Source organism: Paraflavitalea sp. (genome assembly GCF_059502485.1).
Genome location: NZ_JCACET010000011.1, coordinates 1007057 through 1030513, shown reverse-complemented (window position 1 = coordinate 1030513; position 23457 = coordinate 1007057). Strand labels below are relative to the sequence as shown.

At 46.9% G+C, this 23457-nt stretch carries 20 protein-coding genes; 9 read left to right on the top strand and 11 right to left on the bottom strand.

Annotated features, from left to right (window positions below; genetic code table 11):
* Positions 1 to 46 precede the first annotated feature (46 nt).
* Positions 47 to 1963 carry a CocE/NonD family hydrolase gene (locus tag AC5JBY_RS31945; protein WP_495908771.1) on the bottom strand — a complete coding sequence of 639 codons (1917 nt, stop codon included), beginning with the start codon at positions 1961 to 1963 and terminating at the stop codon, positions 47 to 49.
* A gap of 60 nt (positions 1964 to 2023) precedes the next feature.
* Between AC5JBY_RS31945 and AC5JBY_RS31940 the strand changes: the two genes are divergently transcribed.
* From AC5JBY_RS31940 to AC5JBY_RS31925, 4 genes are all read left to right on the top strand, one after another.
* On the top strand, positions 2024 to 2500 hold the full coding sequence (locus tag AC5JBY_RS31940) for a nuclear transport factor 2 family protein (protein WP_495908770.1): 477 nt from the start codon (positions 2024 to 2026) through the stop codon (positions 2498 to 2500).
* A gap of 39 nt (positions 2501 to 2539) precedes the next feature.
* Complete coding sequence (locus AC5JBY_RS31935; RefSeq protein WP_495908769.1) at positions 2540 to 3565, top strand: glycosylasparaginase; 1026 nt, start codon at positions 2540 to 2542, stop codon at positions 3563 to 3565.
* Positions 3566 to 3651: 86 nt separating this feature from the next.
* Positions 3652 to 4395, top strand: coding sequence for a copper homeostasis protein CutC (locus AC5JBY_RS31930; RefSeq protein ID WP_495908768.1), 744 nt, complete (start codon positions 3652 to 3654; stop codon positions 4393 to 4395).
* A 76-nt stretch (positions 4396 to 4471) separates the two neighbouring features.
* Positions 4472 to 5476: an alpha/beta hydrolase family protein gene (locus AC5JBY_RS31925; protein WP_495908767.1), complete on the top strand. Its 1005-nt coding sequence runs from the start codon at positions 4472 to 4474 to the stop codon at positions 5474 to 5476.
* Positions 5477 to 5524: 48 nt separating this feature from the next.
* Here the strand turns inward: AC5JBY_RS31925 and AC5JBY_RS31920 are convergent, their stop codons facing one another.
* Together AC5JBY_RS31920 and AC5JBY_RS31915 are read right to left on the bottom strand one after the other, a co-directional pair.
* Complete coding sequence (locus AC5JBY_RS31920; RefSeq protein ID WP_495908766.1) at positions 5525 to 6778, bottom strand: DUF6624 domain-containing protein; 1254 nt, start codon at positions 6776 to 6778, stop codon at positions 5525 to 5527.
* A gap of 67 nt (positions 6779 to 6845) precedes the next feature.
* Positions 6846 to 7694, bottom strand: a complete 849-nt coding sequence (locus AC5JBY_RS31915; protein ID WP_495908765.1) for a helix-turn-helix domain-containing protein — start codon at positions 7692 to 7694, stop codon at positions 6846 to 6848.
* 176 nt (positions 7695 to 7870) lie between these two features.
* Here AC5JBY_RS31915 and AC5JBY_RS31910 point away from each other — a divergent pair, with 176 nt between their 5' ends.
* Entirely contained in the window at positions 7871 to 8530 is a 660-nt protein-coding gene (locus AC5JBY_RS31910) for an energy transducer TonB (RefSeq protein ID WP_495908764.1), read from the top strand.
* 197 nt (positions 8531 to 8727) lie between these two features.
* On the opposite strand, the gene AC5JBY_RS31905 is transcribed toward AC5JBY_RS31910, so the two are convergent.
* The 3 genes from AC5JBY_RS31905 to pfkA form a co-directional block, all read right to left on the bottom strand.
* The gene (locus AC5JBY_RS31905) at positions 8728 to 9429 is read right to left on the bottom strand and encodes a hypothetical protein (RefSeq protein WP_495908763.1); all 702 of its coding nucleotides are present in this window, start codon (positions 9427 to 9429) and stop codon (positions 8728 to 8730) included.
* 181 nt (positions 9430 to 9610) lie between these two features.
* Positions 9611 to 11104 carry a pyruvate kinase gene (gene pyk, locus AC5JBY_RS31900; protein WP_495908762.1) on the bottom strand — a complete coding sequence of 498 codons (1494 nt, stop codon included), beginning with the start codon at positions 11102 to 11104 and terminating at the stop codon, positions 9611 to 9613.
* 62 nt (positions 11105 to 11166) lie between these two features.
* Positions 11167 to 12150 carry a 6-phosphofructokinase gene (gene pfkA, locus AC5JBY_RS31895; protein WP_495908761.1) on the bottom strand — a complete coding sequence of 328 codons (984 nt, stop codon included), beginning with the start codon at positions 12148 to 12150 and terminating at the stop codon, positions 11167 to 11169.
* 173 nt (positions 12151 to 12323) lie between these two features.
* Between pfkA and AC5JBY_RS31890 the strand changes: the two genes are divergently transcribed.
* From AC5JBY_RS31890 to AC5JBY_RS31875, 4 genes are all read left to right on the top strand, one after another.
* Positions 12324 to 14483: a prolyl oligopeptidase family serine peptidase gene (locus AC5JBY_RS31890; RefSeq protein WP_495908760.1), complete on the top strand. Its 2160-nt coding sequence runs from the start codon at positions 12324 to 12326 to the stop codon at positions 14481 to 14483.
* A 207-nt stretch (positions 14484 to 14690) separates the two neighbouring features.
* Positions 14691 to 15605 (top strand): SDR family oxidoreductase, encoded by a 915-nt coding sequence (locus tag AC5JBY_RS31885; protein WP_495908759.1) that lies wholly within the window; start codon positions 14691 to 14693, stop codon positions 15603 to 15605.
* Between the two features lie 84 nt (positions 15606 to 15689).
* Positions 15690 to 16484, top strand: coding sequence for a YARHG domain-containing protein (locus tag AC5JBY_RS31880; protein WP_495908758.1), 795 nt, complete (start codon positions 15690 to 15692; stop codon positions 16482 to 16484).
* A complete protein-coding gene (locus AC5JBY_RS31875) occupies positions 16474 to 17253 on the top strand; it encodes a M15 family metallopeptidase (RefSeq protein ID WP_495908757.1) in 780 nt (259 codons plus the stop codon). Before AC5JBY_RS31880 ends, AC5JBY_RS31875 begins: the two co-directional genes overlap by 11 nt.
* A 31-nt stretch (positions 17254 to 17284) precedes the next feature.
* Here AC5JBY_RS31875 and AC5JBY_RS31870 read toward each other — a convergent pair whose 3' ends face one another.
* The 5 genes from AC5JBY_RS31870 to AC5JBY_RS31850 all read right to left on the bottom strand — a co-directional run bounded on the left by AC5JBY_RS31870 (position 17285) and on the right by AC5JBY_RS31850 (position 23382).
* Positions 17285 to 17653, bottom strand: coding sequence for a hypothetical protein (locus AC5JBY_RS31870; protein ID WP_495908756.1), 369 nt, complete (start codon positions 17651 to 17653; stop codon positions 17285 to 17287).
* Positions 17654 to 17765: 112 nt separating this feature from the next.
* Positions 17766 to 18686 (bottom strand): citrulline utilization hydrolase CtlX, encoded by a 921-nt coding sequence (gene ctlX / locus AC5JBY_RS31865; protein WP_495908755.1) that lies wholly within the window; start codon positions 18684 to 18686, stop codon positions 17766 to 17768.
* A 13-nt stretch (positions 18687 to 18699) separates the two neighbouring features.
* Positions 18700 to 20151 carry an arginine deiminase family protein gene (locus AC5JBY_RS31860; protein ID WP_495908754.1) on the bottom strand — a complete coding sequence of 484 codons (1452 nt, stop codon included), beginning with the start codon at positions 20149 to 20151 and terminating at the stop codon, positions 18700 to 18702.
* 270 nt (positions 20152 to 20421) lie between these two features.
* Positions 20422 to 20838: an OsmC family protein gene (locus tag AC5JBY_RS31855; RefSeq protein ID WP_495908753.1), complete on the bottom strand. Its 417-nt coding sequence runs from the start codon at positions 20836 to 20838 to the stop codon at positions 20422 to 20424.
* Positions 20839 to 21024: 186 nt separating this feature from the next.
* A complete protein-coding gene (locus tag AC5JBY_RS31850; RefSeq protein WP_495908752.1) occupies positions 21025 to 23382 on the bottom strand; it encodes a hypothetical protein in 2358 nt (785 codons plus the stop codon).
* Positions 23383 to 23457 lie beyond the last annotated feature (75 nt).

Below are 23457 nucleotides of genomic sequence, written 5' to 3'. Positions count from 1 at the left end.
TCCACATGGAGGGCGCTTCCTTTTTAATATACCTAATGAAGAATGATTATTTGATCACTGGTAATAAAATACTACTGCTGTTAACCCCATCATGATAAACCCGGATAGTGGCCTTCTGAAAATCACTGTCATTAGCCTCATAAATATTCACAAACTTTTGAGGATTGCGGTCAACCAAGGGGAACCAGCTACTCTGCACCTGCACCATAATGCGGTGCCCCTTCTTGAAAGTATGCGCCACATCAGGCAGTTCATATTTTACCCGCTCGATCTTATTAGGCTTGAAAGCCTCAGGCACTTCAAAACTGTTGCGGAAACGGCCGCGCATCACTTCACCACGCACCAGCATTTGGTAGCCACCCATGGGGTAGGGGCCGCCGGCATCACGCCCGCCCCCCTGCGTAGTACCGGGATAAGAAAAATCATCAGGAAATACATCGATCAGCTTCACGATATAATCCGCATCAGTACCGGTAATGCTCGTCAGCAGATCGGCCACCAATGTGCCACCCAAAGTCACATCATCAGACAAAATATCGGTCTGAAAAGTCAGCACATCAGTGCGGCGTGAAGCAAAACGCTGGTCATCCGTCATATAATCGCGGGTACGGCTCCAGTGCACATCTTCGGTATAAGGCACCGGTTTGGCAGGATCACTGATATACTCACTGAAACTGTTCTTGCCGGTAGGCTTGTCCCAGCCCAGCTTACCATCAGGTTGCAGGTATAAAGGTTGATCGGTTTTGCTGGCAGGAGGCCATTGAGGATACTGCTTCCATTCATTGGCGCCGCTGAAAAAGATAGTAGCCTCAGCCAGTTTGGAGATATCACCCTTGCCCTTCAGGAAATGATTGAAGAAAGGCACTTCAATATTATTCTGGTACCAGTGCGAAGTATTGGCGCCAAACTGAACACGGCCCAGCTTGCTGCCATCGAGCGAAGCCCACTGACCATGATACCAGGGGCCCATCACGATCTTGTTGAATGTAGACGCAGCATTCTTTTTCTCGATAGCCTCATACAACCGCCACGCACCAAAACAATCCTCTGCATCGAATAAGCCACCAACCGTCAGCATCGCAGGTTTGATATTACCCACGAAGTTGCGGGGATTGCGCGCCTTCCACCAGTCATCGAGGTTCGGATGCGCATACAGGTCCTTCCAGAACTTCAAACTGTCGCCGGTCAGCTTCATGAAATTTTTCAATGCACCAATGCGCAGGTACGTTTCATAATTATCATTCTTGGGAAGTTGCAAGTTCGATTTCGGGCCTACAGAAGTAGGCGTAGGACGGGGAAAGCCAAAGCCGCCGGTATAAAAAGAAAAACCATCGAGGATAAAGAACGCACCATTATGGTGAAAGTCATCACCCATAAACCAGTCAGTTACCGGCGCCTGGGGGCTTACCGCTTTCAGTGCCGGATGCGCACTCAGGGCAGCCATGGTAGAGTAAAAGCCGGGATAGGAAATACCCATCACGCCAACATTACCATTGTTATTCGGCAGGTTCTTGATGAGCCAGTCGATAGCGTCATACGTATCACTCGCCTCGTCGATATCATTACCAGTCTTATTGGGGTTGAAAGGACGCACATCCATAAACTCGCCCTCACTCATCCAGCGGCCACGAACATCCTGCGTAACAATAATATAGTTCTCACGCATGTAATACCGGAAATGACCTACCCACAAATTGGCGCGGAAGTTCTGTTCGCCATACGGTGCACAGGAGTAAGGCGTACGCGTCATCAGGATAGGATGCTTCTCGGTAGCATCTTTGGGAAGATAGACGGACGTGAACAGCTTCTTCCCATCGCGCATCGGAATATACAATTCCTTCTTGGTGTAATTATCCCGCACCCAGGCGGAGTCCTGGGCGGTTTGGGGACTCAGCGGAACCAGTTGCGCAGTAGCACTAAAAATAAAAAAGCAATAAAAAAGGAAAAGGAGTAGTTTTCTCATGGTAACCATTAATTTTAAAGGTCTAAAGTAACAAATGTTGCTCAACCACAGTTTCAAAATATGCACCCTGCACACGAACAACTGATTGAAAAGTTTTATACATCGTTCAGTAAACTGGATGCCCCCGGCATGATCAGTTGCTACCATGAAGATGTAACATTCTATGATCCCGTATTTGAGAACCTGAATGCCGCAGAAGCAAAAGCTATGTGGACCATGCTGTGTAAGAATGCCAAAGATTTTACACTTACTTATAAAAACGTAGATGCCGATCATGAATACGGCAACTGCGAATGGATCGCCACCTACACCTTTTCAGCCACCGGCCGGAAAGTCACCAACCATATCAAGGCACACTTCAAATTCCACGAAGGCCGCATTATCGAACATATGGACGATTTCGACCTGTGGAAATGGAGCCGCCAGGCATTAGGGTTCAAAGGACTATTGCTGGGATGGAGCGGTTTTGTCATCAACAAAGTGCGCAAGACGGCACAGGCCAACCTGAAAAAGTTTATGACCGCCCCAAAGAGTTAATACCTTAAGTTTACAGCTTCAAGAGAGAAGACTACTACTATGTCAACCAGAAGAAAATTCTTACGCTCGTCATTGACGGGCTCAGCCGCAGTATTAGCCGGCCAGTCACTACTGGCTATGGAGCAACAACAGTATCCCGTAACAAAAGGTAACCCCATCGTCGTATCCACCTGGGACTTTGGAAAAGCAGCCAATGCCGAAGCCTGGAAAATATTGTCTGCCGGCGGCCGTGCACTCGATGCGGTAGAAGCAGGCGTACGTATTCCCGAAGCCGATGAAAGCAACCAGTCTGTAGGATATGGAGGCTTGCCCGACCGTGATGGACGCGTAACCCTCGATGCCTGCATCATGGACGAACAATACAACATTGGAGCAGTCATGTGCCTGGAGCACATCATACATGCCATCTCAGTGGCCCGGCTCGTGATGGAGAAAACGCCACACGTACAATTGGTGGGCGACGGCGCTTTACAGTTTGCACTGGCCAACGGCTTTAAGAAAGAAAACCTGTTGACACCTGCCGCAGAAAAAGCATGGAAAGAATGGCTCAAAACATCGAAGTACGAGCCGGTCATGAATATTGAAAACAAACTCTACAACAAAGAGAACGATCCGATGCCTGGCGGTATCAATAACCACGATACGATAGGCATGGTGGCAATGGATACCAACGGCCAGTTGAGCGGCGCCTGCACCACCAGCGGCATGGCCTACAAGATGCACGGCAGGGTAGGAGACTCACCGATCATTGGCGCAGGATTATACGTAGACAATGAAATAGGAGCGGCCACCTCTACCGGCGTAGGAGAAGAAGTCGTTCGTATAGTGGGCTCGCACCTGGTAGTCGAGTTGATGCGGCAGGGCAATAAGCCCGAAGCAGCCTGCAGAAAAGCAGTAGAGCGCATCATCAGTCGCAGTCCGGAGAAAGCTAAAAAAGTACAGGTTGGTTTCCTGGCCATCAACAAAAAAGGAGAGTACGGCGCTTACGCCCTCCAGCCCGGTTTCACCTTTTCCGTAAAGAGTGGTAAAGAAGAAACAGTATACAAAGCAAAAAGTGTTTATTAAGCGGCATTAGCTATTAGGTCTTAGCTTTTAGCATTATGGCTAATAGCTAAAGGCTAAAAGCTAACACCTAAAAGAATATCTTATCTATGTCAGATATCATCCTCGAAGTTTGTGCCTTCAACATCCAATCCTGCATCATCGCCGAAAAAGCAGGTGCAGCCCGCGTAGAACTGTGCGATAACCCCGTTGAAGGAGGCACCACCCCCTCAAAAGGAACCATAGAGCGTACCCGCGAACGCATCGACATAGAACTATATCCCATCATCCGTCCGCGCGCCGGCCACTATTGGTACGATGAAGATGAATTTGAGATCATGAAAAAAGACATCCTCCTGAGCAAAGAGCTGGGATGCGATGGCATATCGACAGGCATACAACTGCAAAACGGCAAAATAGATACAGAACGCATGAAGCGCCTGGTAGAGTGGGGCTATCCCATGGGCGTCACCTGCCACCGTGTATTTGATAGAGTGCCAGATCCCTTTGAAGCATTGGAAGAGATCATTGCCTGTGGATGCGAAAGAATACTTACCAGCGGATTGAAAAGTGCCGCCCCCGATGCAACAGACGTGCTGGCCAAATTGGTACAGCAGGCCAATGGACGCATCATCATCATGCCCGGCGCTGGCATCCGCGCTTCCAACATAGAAAAGCTCATCAAAGAAACAGGCGCCACGGAATACCATACCTCTGCACGGATATCAATACCCGACCCTGTTTCATTTCATAATCCTGCCATATTGGATATTGGCAATGTGTACCACGCAAGCGAAGAAGAATTAAGAACACTCTTGGCGAATGCTCAAAAAGTAAAAGCGGCGGGCGGGTAAGTGCGCGTACATAGTAGCGTAAATCACAACATGTACTTTAACAATTCAGATAGAGATCGGCGACTATCTTTATCGCATGCACCTGTACAATTTTCTCCTGTTGCCAGCTTTGCTGTTGTCCGCCGTAGCCTGTAAAAAAGAAGATCCACTAAAAAATATTGATAAGAAAGCGTTGTTTGCAACGCCCACATCCGCAGAGTTGGAGGCTGTCCGGGCATCGTGGCAGGCAAGACAACTGACGCCCACTGATGTCAAGGTCGAATCCACGCATGAAATACATAAAGACAAGCTCCATTATAAGATCATTTCCTTCCGTTTACAGGGACTTAAACAATACGTTGGCGTATTAGTGCCTGTCACGGCGAATCCTTTACCGGTACGAATGTCCGTGTATGGCTTTTCGCTCACCGATCCGGTAATCCATGAAGCCGTACAAACCACCGATAACGTTCCGTTTGTATACGTGCTTCCTTCATTGCGCGGACAAACATTGTCCGTGAATATAAATGGGGTGGAGTATACAGCGCCCGCAGCCGAAGGCACAAGGAACGACGCATTCGATGCTGCTACCGATGATGCCATTGCGGGCTTGAATGCAGTGCTGGCGGTTACGCCCCAGGCAGATGCAGGCAGGGTAGGAGTAAGAGGAGGTAGCCGGGGAGGAACAGTTGCATTGCTGATGGCTATTCGCGATAAGCGGGTGAAGCTCGCCGCAGGCGTTGCGTTCCCGGTAGACCTGTTGGTTGGCACCAGCACACACCAGAACGATCCGACCTATCGCTTTCAATTCCTCGACGCATTAATAAAAGGTAGTGAAACGCTCCAGGCGGCCCGGCAAAGAATGATCGCCAGTTCACCTACCTTCTTTTATCAATCACTACCACCCACACAAATGCACTTTGGCGAAAAAGATGATATCACCCCTCCGCAACCCGCTGTCATGCTCTTCGATAAAATGAAAGCAGCGGGAATGGGCGCAAACATATCCTATTTCGAATACAGCAACCGCGATCACCACAACATCGGGACCAACAATCCTGAATTGCAAACCCGCATCAATACATTTTTAGACCAGTTATAGGTATGGTTGATGAGAGACATAGTATGGATTATTTATTGGAGAAGCGCGTTAAGGCTTTATAGCGTATAGCTTGGGTTTTGTAATCCCCTTCTTCTCATAAAACTCCTTGTTCATTTGGAAGTGCATAGAACCCATGCTGTTTAAATAATCCTCGATAGGTTCCAGTCCCATTTCCTTTCTGCGGGCATTTACAGTTGAACTGTCTGCCAGCGATTTGGGCAATGCCTGGCAACTATCAAGGTTGTACGTCACTTGAGAGCCATAAACCTGCTTGCGGTTGGTATTCAGCATCACCCTGTCCACGAGATAAGCATAATTGGAAGGATTGGCATTCCCTTTCAATACCTGCGGCTTCATAGCCGTCAATACCCTTTCCTGGAAAGCAGGCCATTTATCACAATGCTGCACCATCAGCCAGAAATCCTGCGAGCCATCCTTGCCCACAAGATCATAACCGGGAAACCCATACCGGTTGAATATCCCTTCCAGTATCTTCTGATGAGATCCAAAAACACTGTCCTTGAAAGCCTGCCAGGCTTCCGGCGACCAGTCCTTGTATTGGCCGCTACGAACATTAGCCGCGATCTGATCGGTGAGCTTCATAGTATGCAATGAATCAGCGAGCCGCTTGTTGATACCGGAAGAAATATCCTCCGGCACAGTATACAAAGTGGGTTGGGTAATCCCCCTCTTTTCCAGGGATGCTTTGTTCATCTCAAAATGCACCTTGGTTGAAACATTCAGGTAGGCTTCAATAGGCTCCATGCCAACTTCCTTTCTCCGCACATTCACGTTCAGGCTGTCTTGCAAAGGCTTGGGATATGCCTGGCAAATATTGCTGCGGTACGTGATCTGAGTACCATATAACTGTTTATTACCTTTATTCACAAGAATCCGATCAACGAGGTAAGCATAATTACTGCCACCAGCGTTCTTGTGCTGCACCTGCTTCTCCATGAGTGGTAACACCTCCTTCTGAAACGCCAGGTCAGCATCACTATGCTGCACCATCAGCCAGAAATGATCCCCGCTTTTCTTCCCCACCAGATCATAGCCGGGATAACCATACCGCTTGATGATATCCTTTAAAATAGGAATATGCCGCGCAGTCGTAGCCTTGAAAACCTTGGATGCCTCCTCAGGATGGTCCTTGTACAGGCCCGACTGGTAAGGCTTCTGGTCTTCCGCCGCCAGGCTGTCAAGAAGCCGGGAAAGAGCCGGGTTCGCAGGAACAGACTGAGCCATGATCGGATGGCCACGTAACAACGACAACAATGCCACAATAATGCTGATATACTTCATGTTGCAGTAAATAAAATACGAAATAACAGCAAGTGCGGGGGCTAAAATTGTACTTTTCGGACAACACCTACTCTTTAACAAAACGAAAGATAAGGCGGTCATCGGCCAGCTTTTCGATGCTTTTGAAGAAAGCGGAAGGGTTTGAGCCGGTCAGCTTGTTGTAGACCTTGATAAAGTAAGACTGATCATAAAAATTACTGTCGTAGCCAATCTCGGTGAGTTTCTTGAACTGCTCATTGAACAATTTATTCTTCAGCGAATGCCGGAAACGCGCGATCTTTTTCCAGGCCACCGGCGAAATACTCATATGCTTCAAAAATAGCCGGTTGAAAGAGCGGGTAGTAAGATTTAATTGCTCTGCCACTTCTTCAATAGAGTGAGCCTCGTTGAAATCAGATAGCCACCCGGTAGCTTTCTCCACAAGCCTATACTCTTCAGAAGGAGCATAGATGGATAACAGGAAGTCTTCCAACATAGATACCCTTTCCTCATTACTGTCAGTAGCAAAAAATTGACTGTGCAGTGAAGCATAAGCAGGTACTTGTGTCCAGCCAGAGAAAGCCTGAGAGTCAGCCGGTGCTATTTCCTGAAAAGATTGATGGATAAAATTACAGATACCCGAAGGCTTAAAACAAATAGTCACCTTGTCGATAGGCCCTTGCAGTTTAACCAGCAGTGGCGATTGAAAACTTCGTTGGATCAAAGCAGCAGCAGGTCCGTTCTTCACAGCTTGAACGCTGGTATAATGCTCCCTGATCTCATACACCGCCGACTTATGTATACTGAGCGGCACAGCAGTATTCGGATAAGCGTAATAAGTAGTTTGAAAGTCCGGGGAGTCGGCTTTCAGAAAATAATAATAGTCGATATGCTGTTGCAGCGTTGCGTGTTGTGGATAGAACGTCGCGATATTCATAGTACACTGTGGATCAAATGTACAGTAACAAAATGTTAAAAAATACAATGCCGCGATATGAGCAAAAACGTCCCCAAACAGATGCACAACCATACGATAATCAATGATTGGAAGGCAGGTGGCACCGTATTTGGAACTATATCTGCGAAACCAATTGTTCATTAAAACAACAGTATATGAATAGTCAACAAAATAACTGGAAACAATGGCTGGCAGCGGGAATGTTGGTGACGGCAAGCGTATTCACAGCTTGTCAAAGTAGCAGCGATTACAAATCTATAGACAGCGATGCACCGGCAGGAGACGCTACCACCATGGATAGCACCCAGGGCAATCCGGTAGATGAATCAATGAACTCAAGCGATAATGTATCTGATCGTCCTATTAATCCGGATGCCGCAACAAATAAATCTGGTACAGCAAGTAATAGAAAAGCCACAAAAGGCCGTGCATCCATAAATATGGAAAGCATGAGAGCTACTAAAACAACTTCAGCCATGCGCGATGCCGACGGCATTTACTCACGTGCTGATGTAATGCCGATGTACCCGGGTGGTGAAGATGCATTGCAGAAATTCGTCGAAGACAATATTGAGTATCCTGAGCAAGCCATCGAGAATGGATCAGAAGGAGATGTAAGAGTAGTATTTACGGTAGATGAAAAAGGAAGAGTGACGAATATCAAGGCAACAGGCGATAACAATGTAGAATATGGCATGAAAGAAGAAGCAGTAGCTGTGATGAACAAAATGCCAGCCTGGACACCCGGTAAAGTAAACGGTAAGAGCGTGAAAACAAGAATGACCCTGCCGATTGTTTACCGCATAGAACAATAGAATAGAAACATAAGAGAGTATTACGCATTGATATAGTTGAAACCGACCTATGATACACTCCGCAGAGGCCTACAAAGTCTCTGCGGTTTTTTATTTACTGTAGTCAGGCCGCTCAAAGCGGCCAGACTAAGTGGTAGTTGATCTAACTTGCTCTGCGAGGCTTGTAGCCTCGCAGCCCTATTCCAGGGCCTGTGGCCCTAACGCTCCGGCCTTCTTTCCACTGTCGTCCTCTTTCTCAACTTGATCGCAACTCCCACAGTTCCCCAATAAGGAAATATCCGCACACCCTGCCGCCAGTCGCCACTGTTCTTCATAGAAAAACCCTGCAATATTTCCAGTCGCACGTTTCGACTACCAATCGCCACACCAAAATAAGGTTCATAATAAATGAGGTGGTCATCGAATTCATTCCCATTGAGCTTGCCATTATAATCCATATAGTTTACCCGCATACCAATATAACCATCGAACCAGGCGCCGGTATTGAAAATAGGCTTATCTACAGCGGCAAATTGTGCCTGAAGAAAGGGTCGGGTATAATTACCGCTCAGCCCGATCTTGTCCTTCTCATTGTTGCCCGATCCGAAGCCTATGTAAAAACAACCCATAGCACCATCGTCGGAGTTGGTTTGAACACCCAGCGAGAATTCTGATTCCCGGCTGGTATAGCCATTCTCCGACTCGGGCATACCACCTACAAAAGCATTCAGATTGATATTGGGACTAAGCGCGATACCACCTTTGGCGGCTATACCCACAGAGCCAAAGGCGAGGCCAAGATGACCTTCTCCGCCGGCAGCATAAGGCACGGCATTGACCATGGTAGGCACATAATGATAGGTGGGAGTTTTACAGGCCACGAACAGGCAGGCAGCAAGGACAGCAAGGACGAATTTCATATGGTGTGGTGTTGATTTGAGTGCTGAGAAGGGAGCGGATTACTGGAATATACGTAGAAAACGTCCGGAGCGATTCACCCAAAAAAGATGTCCGCCCACAATGGGGCGGACATGCCGTAAAAATATATGTCAGACTGAGCTTGTCGAAGTCTTTATCTTCCGCAAGAACGTCTCTTACCTCTTACTCCACCTTCGTGATCTTCAAAGTATTCGTAGGCAGGTGCAAATGCACTGGCACACTACCGGTATTCACCACCACATTGCCGGGCTTGATGAAACCACGTTCCTTAAGGATATTGATCTGGTCGAAGATGATATCGTCCAGGCTCTCCTCTTCATCATAGAAGAAGGCACGTACACCCCAGCTCAGGCTCAACTGATTCACCAGCGTTTTCTCTTTCGTGAAAACATACAGCAAAGATTTGGGACGGTAGCTGCTCAACACAAAAGCAGTATAACCACTTTGCGTCATACCGATCAGTGCGTCGGCAGTAGTATCGTTGGCCAGCTTACAGGCATTATAACACACCGCATCACTCAGGAAAGAAGGAGAGTGAGGCTGAGGCTTTAAGTCCTCTTCGCGGTTATAGCGGTATTCAGTTCTTTCAACTTCGAGGATGATCTTGCGCATGGTTTCTACCACCAGGGCAGGGTGCTTACCGGTAGCCGTTTCACCACTCAGCATCACCGCGTCGGCGCCTTCCAGTACCGCATTTGCTACGTCGGTGATCTCACTGCGGTTAGGCTTTACGCGGTCGATCATGCTCTCCATCATCTGGGTAGCAACGATCACGGGCTTCGCACGGTGAATACATTTGCGGATGATATCACGCTGAGCCATAGGTACCTTTTCAACAGGTAGCTCAACACCGAGGTCACCACGGGCAACCATCACACCATCAGACTCTACTACGATATTACGAAGGTCCACCAGTGCCGAAGGCATTTCTATCTTGGCGATAACCTTGCTCTTACTTTTCTTTTCGGCCAGTCTTCTCTTCAGGTCAACAATATCCTCAGCTTTACGCACAAAAGAAAGTGCTACCCATTCTACTTCTTGCGTGATAATAAACTCCAGGTCGGCAATATCCTTCTCAGTCATAGCCGGGAGAGAGATATTGGTATCGGGGAGGTTTACGCCTTTCTTAGGCAACAGGGTGCCGCCATAAGTTACACGTACCTTCACGTCGCCGGCTTTGGTGATCTCGGTTACTACCACTTCCAGTTTACCATCATCGATCAGGATCTTATTACCCACTTCCACATCTTCGTGCAGGTTGGGATAAGAAACATAGATCTTTTCCTTGTTACCAACTACCTTTTCCTTGGAAGTAAAAGTGAGAATATCGCCTGGCTCGATAGGCAGAGCGCCATTCTCGATCTCACCTACGCGCAGCTTGGGACCTTGCAGGTCGGCCAGGATGGCAATATTGTAAGGCTCCTTCTTGTTCATTTCCTTGATATGCGAAATGATCTGAGCTTTATTTTCATGCGTACCATGCGAAAAATTCAGGCGGAAAATATTAACCCCGGCCTTTACCAGTTCGAGTAACTTGTCATACGTATCGCAGGCAGGGCCTACAGTTGCTACGATCTTGGTACGGTGGGTAATATGGTCGATACCGGCACTCTTATCCATTTCATTATGCAGGTATTTCGAAAGATCTCTGGCCATGTGTATTGGGATTACTTGGTTTTACGAATTCATATTTACAAAAAGCAAAGGACTATCACGATTTAGCTCGCTAAGATTTTCACGATCTTCATCCATTCATCACTGATCTTCTGCTTCGACTTCACTGCCTTCTCCAGCAACGTGTACTGCATGCGGTTGTTCAGGATGCCTACCATTACATTGTGACGGCCTTCCAGCAGACACTCAACAGCAGAATAGCCCATGCGGCTGGCGATCAGCCTGTCAAGACAGGTAGGAGAGCCACCACGTTGAATATGTCCCAGGATACACAAGCGCGTATCTACATTGGGCAAACGTTCTTTGATCAGGGTAGTTACAGTATCGCCACCGCCAAACTCATCACCTTCAGCAACCACTACCATGTTTACCAGCTTCTTGCGGCGTTCTTTTTCCTGCAGCGACTTGATCAGCTCTTCCATATCAGTCTTGCGCTCAGGGATCAGGATATGCTCGGCACCGGTAGCAATACCACTGTGCAAAGCAATATAACCCGCATCACGACCCATCACCTCGATGATGAAAAGACGGTCATGCGCATCAGCCGTGTCACGGATCTTGTCGATCGATTCAACAGCAGTATTCACCGCCGTGTCGAAGCCGATCGTGAAATCAGTGCCGGCAATATCTTTATCGATAGTACCGGGAATACCGATACAGGGAATGTCATACTCGCGGCTGAAAACATCAGCACCACGGAAAGAACCGTCGCCACCAATGATCACTAGACCATCGATGCCCAACGCTTTCAGGTTATTATAAGCCTTTTGACGGCCTTCTTTTTGAAGAAATTCTTTGCAACGGGCAGTTTTCAGGATGGTGCCACCACGTTGAATAATATTGGCTACACTACGGGAATGCATAGGGATAATGTCATTTTCTACCATACCGGTATAGCCACGCATCACACCAAATACTTCAAGACCATAATAAATACCCGTCCTTACAACGGCACGAACGGCGGCATTCATACCCGGAGCATCGCCTCCTGAGGTTAGAACACCGATTTTTGTCACCTTTTTTGCCATGAATTACTGCTGTTAGTTATTTTTTAAGAAAATCTCCGAAATAATGCAAGAAATATTGATAATCAGTCACTCTTTTTTAAAATGCGGCCCAAAAATAAGGTTTTAGTTTGATACACGAACGGCACCGCTACATCTATGAAAATCAGTAAACTTGCGATAGTAAACCTCCTGTTATGATAAAAAAACATATTATTATAAGCATGACTTTTGCAGCGAGTACCGCGACCTTTGCGCAGAATAACTACCCGGTTACCAAAAAAATAGACCATACAGACGAATACCACGGCGTAAAAGTAGACGACCCCTACCGCTGGCTGGAAAATGACAACAGCGCCGAAACCAAAGCCTGGGTAGAAGCCCAGAACAAAGTTACCTTCGACTACCTCAGCAAGATTCCCTACCGCAACCAGATGAAAAAGCGCATCGAGGAAGTCTTCAACTACCCGCGTTACTCCGCCCCCAACCGCAAGGGAGAATACTTCTACTTCTCAAAAAATGACGGCCTCCAAAATCAGTCACTCCTGTTTCGCCAGAAAGGGCTCGACGGAAAGCCTGAACTGGTGATGGACCCCAATAAACTATCCCCTGATGGCACCACCCAGCTTACAGACTTCAGCCTCTCCAAAAATGGCCAATATGCTGTGTGGGGCATCTCAAAAGGCGGGTCCGACTGGCGCACCTACTACATCCGGGATATGCAAACCGGCAAAGACCTGCCCGATTCCATTCTCTGGGTAAAAGCATCAGCCATTGGTTGGCAGGGCGACGGCTTCTATTACAGCCGCTACCCGGCACCCGAAAAAGGAAAAGAACTCTCCTCCAAAAACGAAAACCACCAGGTGTGGTTCCACAAATTGGGCACATCACAGGATCAGGACCAGTTGATCCATGAGGACAAAGCCAATCCACAGCGCTTCCACTTCCTGAGCACCAGCGAAGACGAGCGCTTTGCTTACCTGTCCATCAGCGACCGCGGTAAAGGATTCGATGGCAACGCCCTGTACTACCGCGATAACCAAAGCAACGACAAAACCTTCAAGCCCATTGTAGCAGAAGTAGGTAAATACCGCTACGGAGTGATAGAAAACGATGGCGAAAAACAAATTATGTTTACCAATGAAGGAGCCGAGAACAACCGCGTAGTGATTGTTGATCCCGCCAACCCTGCCCGCGAAAATTGGAAAGAGATCGTACCCGAAAAAAAAGAGCCTATTCAGAATGCCAACACGGCCGCCGGCAAACTGTATGTAAGCTACCTGAAAGATGTGACCACAAGAGTATACGAATATGATTTTACTGGTAAATTATTAAGAGAGATCAAACTGCCCGGTCTGGGAACAGCCACAGGATTTGGAGGAGAAAAAGACGACAAGTTCTTCTTCTACACCTTCACCTCCTTTACCTTCCCGCCCACTATTTATAAATACGACATTGCATCCGGCGCCAGTACAATATTCCGCCAACCGGAAGTCAAATTCAATCCCACCGATTACGAAACAAAACAAGTATTTTATCCCAGCAAGGACGGCACTAAAATACCGATGTTCCTGGTATACAAAAAAGGGTTGAAGCTGGACGGAACAAACCCTACGATGCTCTATGCGTATGGAGGATTTAACATTAGTTCGCTGCCTGGCTTCAGCGCCACATTAATTCCCTGGCTGGAACAGGGAGGCGTGTATGCACTGGCCAACTTGCGCGGTGGAGCAGAGTACGGCGAAGCCTGGCACCAGGCCGGCATGCGCTTCAAAAAACAGAATGTATTCGATGATTTCATTGCAGCCGGCGAATACCTCATCAAAAACAAATACACCTCCAAAGAACGCCTGGCCATCCGTGGCGGTTCCAATGGTGGCCTGCTCGTAGGTGCAGTGATCAATCAACGCCCCGATCTGTTTAAAGTGGCCATTCCACAAGTAGGGGTGATGGACATGCTGCGGTTCCACAAATTTACCATTGGTTGGAACTGGATTGCAGAATATGGCAGTAGCGATAGCGCGGCAGACTTCAAGAACTTGTATGCCTATTCACCCATACACAATCTCAAAGCAGGCGTTAACTATCCGGCTACGTTGATCACCACGGCCGATCACGACGATAGGGTAGTGCCGGCCCACTCCTTTAAATATGCAGCCACCCTGCAGGAAAAACACAAAGGAGCCAACCCGGTGATGATCCGCATCGAAACCAATTCCGGGCACGGCGCCAGCAACACAGCCAAGAACATCGAAAGCATTGCCGACATCTATTGCTTCATGTTTGCCAACATGGGCTACACGCCTAAGTTTAGCAACAACAATACAAGCGAAGGCGAAAAAAAGAAAGCATTTTAAATAGTGTAGCATGCTTGTTTTGTCATTTCGAACAGAACTCCTCCTTCTTTGTCATTTCGAACGGAGCGATAGCGAAGTGAGAAATCTGCTTGCGAAGCAAAAGCACATCGAATCAAAAGGAATTGCCCGGCCCTTTAGGGCCGGGACAAGATCAAAAAACACCTTTGGGCTTTAGCCCAATCATGTCACGCGCCATATATTTGCCACATGAAAATTCTCATCACGGGCGCAAACGGATTATTGGGGCAACACTTAACCCACTTACTATTACGAAAAGGCTACACGGTGATCGCCACCGGCAAAGGCGAAGACCGCCTGCGCCCGGAAGGCTGGGGTGATAAATATGCCTGGCATACCCTCGATATTACCGATTCGATCGACGTGCAAACAGTCATGAGTGTAGAGCAACCAGATGTAGTAGTACACGCCGCCGCCATGACACAGGTAGACGAATGCGAGTTGCACGCCGAGCAATGCGAGCGCATCAATGTCACCGGCACCTCCCAGGTGTTGGTAGATGCTGAGATATACAGCAAGCACTTTATCTATGTGTCTACCGACTTCGTATTCGACGGCGAACAAGGCAACTACAAAGAAGAAGATGACCTCAAACCGGTAAGCTATTACGGCTTCACCAAAATGCAGGCCGAGGCCATTGCTGAGACGAGTACCATTCCCTTTGCCATCGTACGTACTTGTTTGGTGTATGGCAATACATTGGTAGGCACGCGCAGCAACATCATCACCTGGGTAAAGAACAGCCTGGAGCAGAATAAGGATATTAAAGTAGTGGCCGATCAATGGCGCACGCCCACCTATGTCGAAGACTTAGCCAAAGGCATTATATTGATCATCGAAAAGAAAGCCACCGGCATTTACCATATTTCCGGCAAAGATTTGCTGACACCATATGATATGGCCCTGCAAACAGCTTCCCTCTTTGGATTGGATAAAAGCCGTATAGAAAAAGTAGACGCAGCCACTTTCACCCAGCCAGGCCGCCGTCCACCTAAAACAGGCTTCGTAATCGAAAAAGCACGAAAAGAACTCGGCTACGAACCCCTTACTTTCCGGGAAGGGTTGAGTAAAATGTTTAGCGGGAGTAATAAGGCAGATAATTGATATATCTTAAATTTAACCCACTTTGAGGGGGAAGTATCCCGGTAAGTTGAAAAATAGGAATACATTTAAGAAAACAACCCCTTTATGCGCTCCCTGATGCTAATACTGCTTGTGACCAGCACCGTTGCTGTCTATGGTCGTCAATCCAACATCGAGGCAAAGCAATATGCCAACGACGTTGGGCTTATGTTGATGAAGAAAATATCGCCCTATACAGGAAGCGCCTGCCTTACACAGCCTACAGAAATTGAATACGACGCTTCGAGGCAGATTTATACAATGGAACTGGTAGTATCCTGGAAAGCCTATTCTTGTTGGCTTTGTGAAGGAGGGCCAGATGATTTTATGATAAAGGGATATCTGACGATTGGAAGAAACGGCAGCAATCCCCGATTTAAGACAGTATATAAGAATTCTGCAGTTTCCAATGCAGAAGCATGGGATCTGATAGCAAACGCCGGTGCGGAAATATTGCTTCAGGCTACATCCTCTTCTTCGAATAGCAGTAGTTCTTCTTCGTCATCTTCCACCTCATCTAAGTCATCCTATCCTTCATCCTCCTCTTCCTCATCATCTTCTTACAATAATAATTCAACCAGGCCAGCTATACCCGGTAAATATCCATTTGCCAGCACGAGATATCTCACCAGTAGTGATTTGGACGGGTTGTCCAAATGGGAGTTAAGCATTATGCGTAATGAGATATATGCACGCCATGGTTATAATTTTCATATTAATAAGAAAGTAAGAGATCATTTCCTTCAGCAAAGCTGGTATAATGAAATTGGCGAAAAAACGACCAATGCCAATTACATACACCAGTTTTTTTCCGATATTGAGAAGAAGAATATACAAATGATCCAGAAATATGAAAAGTAGTGCATTGGTCCTTCTGAGTATGATTTTTATAAACAACAATGCGCTGTCACAAGATTCAGTACAAACAGAAAAATACGCACAAATACTGCTAAAGGCTTATCCTGATTGCTTTGTCGGCATCAAAGACAACTACGTAATATTCAGGAATGGCACACGGATAATATTTGATGACGGGAAAACTAAAACCCTTGCAGAGTTATATGCGCATCCCGATATAGAAGATCAGTTAAAAGCAACATACACAAAAGGCAAAACATACAATCCGGCTGAAGGCGACGACCCAGGCAGGATCAGGAATGATACATTCTTTAAAACCATGTATGGCGCTACACCAGCACAAGTACAGAAGAATCTGGTCACCATCACCTGGCTGCCCAAAACAGCGAAGCAGCAGCTGAAAGTATCACGCATCAATGGAGTGGATAAAAAAATACAGGCCATTTCCGATGAGCTGGAAAAACTGCCTGCCCACCTGTTGCTCTATGTACAACAAGTGGCCGGAACATTCAACTGGCGGGTAATTAAAGGAACAAACAGGCTGAGCACCCATAGCTTTGGGATCACAATGGACATTAATACGAAGTATTCCAATTACTGGCAATGGGACAATAAAACGACAGACGAAAGCAAAAAAATACCCAACTATATCAACAGGATACCCCAGGAGATTGTCGACATCTTCGAAAAACATGGCTTCATCTGGGGCGGCAAGTGGTATCATTACGATACCATGCACTTCGAATACCGCCCTGAGCTAATGGTAAACTAAGGAATTCTGCCACACAATCTCGTTGCCCTCTTTACCGCGCCTCCTTCGGGCTGTTCACTTCCAGTTCATGCGCATGATTGATTGAGGAAAACAGCAACGGCTGTCCATTGTCTTGATAGGAAGAAAAGGTGATTTTTTTGCCAACTACTGCTAGTGAAGAAGGTAGATTCGTAATATATACAGCGTTGGTACAATTATAAGTAGGCTTGAAATTGCTGGCGCCAAGTGAACAAAGAAACCCATGAATGGCGGGATCAGGATTCTCTACAAGAGCAGCATACGTGTTGGCACCAAAGCTGACTTTCTCAGTGATGGTAACTACAACAGCAGGCTTTGAATCTTTCTTACAGGCCAGCGAGCAACAAACACTAAAAGACAATAATATGTAGACGAATTTCATGTCGGGGGTTTCAGGCATGACAATAGGCACATACCAACCGTTGCATGCTTGGCAGTCTAATTACCTTCAATTCGTGTAATTCGTCCCAATTCGTGTTCGCCTGATTCGTGTTCTATTCCGCAATCAATCGCTCCAAAAACACCTCAGCCATCATACAGCGCGCGCTGCCCCCGCCATTAGTTTCGATGGTGTACAAAGGAGCATGAATGATCCTGTTATAACTCCGCAGCCTGTTTACCTGTTCAGGCGTGAGCGATTCATAAGCCTGTGTACTCATCACCAACAATCTTTCCCCTTGAATGCTGGCCACTTGCAGCATATTGCCGGCAAACCGGTTCAACTGCTCCATGGTAATGTCGATCAGCTCTTTACCCGATTGATCGATGGTGTTACGCACGAGCTCCTGCTCTGCTGCATTCGGTATAGAATCGAGGCAGATCACAATATAGCGGTCACCCACACACATCACCACATTGGTATGATAAATAGCGCGACCGGCGCCATCCACAGCGTCGAAAACAATGGGTTGAAAATCCAGTGCATGGCACCATTTATCCAGAACAGTTTTATCCGTCCGGGGGCTCAGGCAGGCATAGGCGATCTTCAGGTCCCTGTCAAGCACCATACTGCCAGTGCCTTCCAGGAAACGATGATCTTTTTCGTAATGTGTGAGGTCGTAAGTACGTTCAACGATAAAACGCTCCTGTATCTTCTCTACTACATGCGGTTTGCGCTCTTGCCGCCGGTTCTCGGCAAACATAGGGTAGAGACAAACCGTTCCGTCGGCATGAAAAGATATCCAGTTATTGGGGAAAATAGAATCAGGAGTGTGAGGCTCGGGCGTATCATTCACTACGATTACGTCAACACCGTTGTTGTGCAGCAACGATACAAATCCATCAAACTCCTGTTGCGCCTTCACCTGTGCCTGGTCATCCTGACCGGCAACCTGGAAAGCATTATTAACCGCCGTTTCAGCATTAAAGCCAAAGTTCACCGGCCTGATCATCAAAATATGTGGCGTAACTGACATGACTAATTTAATTTTAGATTTCTTCCCTCACCAGCGGCATACTCATACAATGAAAACCGCCGCGCGCACGCGACAATTCAGCCGATGGCATCAGGATGATGGTATCTTCCAATGCCGAAGGGCTGGTAATACCCTGTTCAAACTGCTCCAGCAGTTCCTTCACAGCGATCACGCTGAAACCGGCTTCCCGGAAAGCGTCAACAGTCTTGTCATTGCGGTCATAACCAAGGATAACACCTTCTTTCAGTGCCAGCAGGTTGCAGCTGTCCGTCCATTGCTCGCGCGTATCGTAGGGAAACTTATTATTGCCAGAGTAAATAAACCGCACCTTGCCCTCACAACCGAGGTCATTGCGGCTGATATCGGACAACAGCTCCTCGAGGTTGTCAAAATATTTCGGGTCTTCGATTGCCTTCTTACGGAATTGGATGATCTTGATTTTCTCATCTTTCTTCAAACCACCTTCGAGAATGCGTTCAACAGCATCGTCATCCTCGTGCTTCATCACCTTTTTGGAGAAGGCGCCCAGCATTACCCATACATCACGCTTTACTTGCGTGAAAATGGTGTCGATATGCATATAGTCCCGCTTCTTGGGAATTTTGATCACGGTGATCTTCTTCACGATATTCCTTTCAAACAACATGTTCACCACCTGGTGAGCAGCCTCCATGCTGGTGCGCTCACTCACACCTACCAGCAAGTGGTCTTTGCTTACCACCATCACATCACCACCTTCCAGTGTTACCTTCTTTTCATCACCATCGCGGGGCAACAGGAAGTGGTGGAAAGTGTCCGGGATTTCCAGAATATGATCGCGGTAGTTTGCAAACAGTGGATGATTGAAAAAGATATACTTGGCCAGTAACGCTTCCCGGGTACGCGCTTTCTTGGCAGGCTTATTCAGCAACACGTGATCATTGATCACGATACCAATATCACGGGTGAAAATAAAGTTGGGGATAGGAGGGAACAGCAGTTCGTCGGTAGCCAGCGTACCACTGATCATTACCTTGGAAAGTTGTGCAGGTGGCAATTCCAGCAACTGCGTTTGCTTGGTATAAGAACAACCTTCCACGGCACACACAGAAGCTACCAGCTTCAGACGTATCTCATGATCTTCGAGTATCTCCGCCAGCAGCCACTCCAGTTCTACTACCTTTTCACTGCGGAAAAAAACAGGCTTTTCAGGTTTGTAAAAATTGCGCTTATTCTCCGGCGTATCGATCTCCTGTAGCTTTCCATGGATCTTATCAGGATCCAGGAAGTACAATAATATCTTAGTGTAATAATCGTACTCTTTGCGGCGGATAGTTTCAAGATGAACAATGTCTTCAAACAACCAGTCCTGCGCCTTGGAAGGTACCACCCGCCCCAAACCACTATCGGGACTATGGACCAGTAATCGTTTTAAAGTACCAACTTCAGAAGAAACATGTAAAATAGTCTTGTCTTTTTTAGTCATATAAGCAAATGTTGAACAGTCATTCAGGGATATAGTAATTCAGGCAACGATATGGACAGCAGAAACGCTAACCCGGCAGGTAATAACCGACGGGCAGTAACAACTGGGCAAATGGAGGAATAAAAGCGGTTGATGGCTTCATAAGAGGAGGTAAATATACAGGATTTACAATTGCAAGCGTTGAATAGAGAAATAAATGGCTGGTAGTCAGAAAACTAAAAGGGCCGTTACCTTTCGATAACGGCCCCTTTACAATGTTAGTAAAAACTATTAATAAGTTACACTCATAGTAATAGGTACACTCAGAGCCTTCGAGATAATGCAATTTGCTTTAGCGCCTTCAGCAATTTGCTGAAACTTTTCAGCAGAAACACCCTCGATAGGAGAGGCCTTCAGTTCGAGATGAATACCGGTAACCTTCAGACCAACCATATCCAGGTCCAGGATAGCATTCGTTTCCAGGTCGCCAGGGGTAAAACCAGCCTGAGATAATTGAGCACTTACAGCCATGGTAAAGCAACCAGCATGCGCTGCAGCCAGTAACTCCTCAGGATTGGTACCTACACCCTCTTCGAAGCGGGTTTTAAAGGAATATTGAGTTTTGTTCAAAGTAGTGCTTTGAGTAGAAAGAGCACCTTTACCTTCTTTTAAAGTACCATTCCAATGGGCGTTGCCTGTACGTTTCATAATAAATGATATTTGATAAATGAATGAATAAGATCGTATAAAAAGTTGTGCCAGCTATTCCGGCGCTGCCGGAATAGAACAACATAAAGCTACGGGATTTAGTTTAACATAGAACCCTGTATATGAAATCCACAACTAATACCATGATCAATACAAACACAAGAAATAGCCATTGCTCGCAGCTTATCAATTGTCCGTAACCCGGAAAAAAGTTCTTCCACTGATCACACCTTCATCACTATAACCCTGCAACACACAAATAAACCGCCCATTGAGGTCATTGGTTGAAAAGTGCAGCGTAGCCTCGCCCTTTTCATCAGTCATCACCTTATACGTCCAGAAAACAGTTGACATCACCTCTGGAGCTGTTGGGTTGAACTTTTCATAATCGGCCACATAAAACTCCTTGGGCCAGGAAGTGCCATTCACCTGTTGCATAAAACCACGAGGCTCTGCACCCTGACACCCTTCATACCTTACCGTCCGTCCCTGGTACATATACATTTGTCCCGAAACAGGTAGCGAGCCCGTAGGGTGATTGCGGCAGTTGAGAATATTATACATACAAACCCAGTCATTGCAACTGGTGCTCTTATAAACATCATAATAGCTGTTCTGCTTTTTGGCTACCACCACTACCGCCTGCAAAGCTTTCTTCAGATGTTCCTGTTCCTGCACCGATAATTCTGCAGTAACATAACCTGCTTCTGGCCATGAAACTTTGGACAAGCCAGTGTCTACCACGCCACAGGTGTTTTGCATCCTCACAGAATATTCTTTAAAATTTTTATTATCACTCACGAGAATAATTACCTTTTTGCCCGACTCCGTTTGCAACGCCTGGGAAGGCAATTCGAAATAACCTGACGAATCTGTATTAAGAGTAAAAGTGTTTTTGCCACTAATGATCATCAGCGATACAGGTTTCTTTGCAGGCTTATCCCTGAAAAAAACATGCCCCACATCACATATCTTTTCTTCAGAAGCTACATAACGCGGCGAAGCATTTATCTCTTCCCACTTATACCTTGTCCAATACCGCGTCAGCAGTACCTGCTCGATATTTTCGGGCGTACTATAATAAGCATTTCCAGGCATGGCCTCCGGGGAGGGTAAAAAACGATCATAATGTGCAAAACGTACAATGTCTGCCGCACGTGTCGAGTCCAGTCGTGAGGACAGTACACAAGCCAGCGAGAACAACGACTTTACCGGCTCACCTTTACTGTTGGTTATTTTAACCTTTAGCTCCAGCTTGGCTCGATGATGATAAACAGCAGAGTCTGTGATCAACTGCACTTGAACGGGAGGTGATTTTTCAATATATACAGCCCGTTCGGCCCTTGGAATACCCTTGTCGTCAAACAATGTGACCGTTACCACTCCCTCCGGCATGTCAGCAGTGGAGAGGCGTAAAGAAGCAAGCTTGTCGTTGGAGCGCAGAATCCCAGCAAAGAAAACATTCCGGTAATTATGCACCATCAAATGAAAGATACTTTTGCCGGGAGTGCCGATATCGATCTGAAAAGTAGAGTCCTCCACAACTGCTTCCCGTACATGAAGACTATAGCCACGGGTCGCAACCGATGGAAAACGATAGGTGAGCTGTTTGGTACTGTCAGCTATTCGTATTGTATACACTTTACCTTCCTGCGGCACCCAATCCATAACACCTATGCCATACAAGTCAGTTTGAAACTGAGCTACGAACTTGCCATCAGCCATCAATTGCCCCTTGGTGGCGATGGGAACACGTTGCCCGTTTTTGATTTCGATAGCCATTTTGGAAGGATGGTCATGCACAGGATTGCCGCCTTCAGGATACAATTTGATAATAGCTATATCCTGAAACAGCGGTACCATAGATTTGATGATCTGCTTATCTTTTTCCCTTGTTACAGTAGCCTCCAGTTGAACCCGCTTGTCGAAAGATTGAGCACGTGGCAAACTGAAATTAACTTCACCGAAAGGATTGATCTTTTTGCGGCCGGTTTGTAAGACAGTACCATCAGTCTGCAATGTATAAGAAACCTCACCACCGCTGGCCAGTCCCCCGTAACCGGTAAGCACTTTATAGCCAAAATGAACAGAGTCAGCTGTCAGCGTTGAAGCTGTTGCCGGTAAGGGAGATAATTTAAACGTGGTAGCCTCTCCGGCCCGTATACTGATGGATTGTTGAAAAATAGATTGCTGCGGATGATTTAGATAACTATTCGTATAAGCCAGCAGCCGGTATTCACCGGCCGGCAAACTATCCGGCAGAAAAAGAGCGCCGCCGCCCATGCCGGACTCGATGATAAAACGCTCGGAAGCAAGTATCTTTTTAGAAGCTTCTTCGATCAGCAGTGTATGCAGCGTGTGTTGCGGAGCCAGCGGGCCTGGACTCAGGATATAAGCAGTAAACCAAATATTTTCATTCCGTACATAAACAGTCTTATCGATATGCAGGAAAAGGTCGGGTTGCTGACGGCTGGCTGTAAACTGCGTAAAGTTGGAGTCCAGCATATCCAGCACCGAATAGTCTTCCTGTTGCTGGGCTTGCATGGCAATCGGGGAGACACATAAAAGGATAAACAAAAACAGGCGGAACGAACGTGATAACATATTACCTATGAAAAT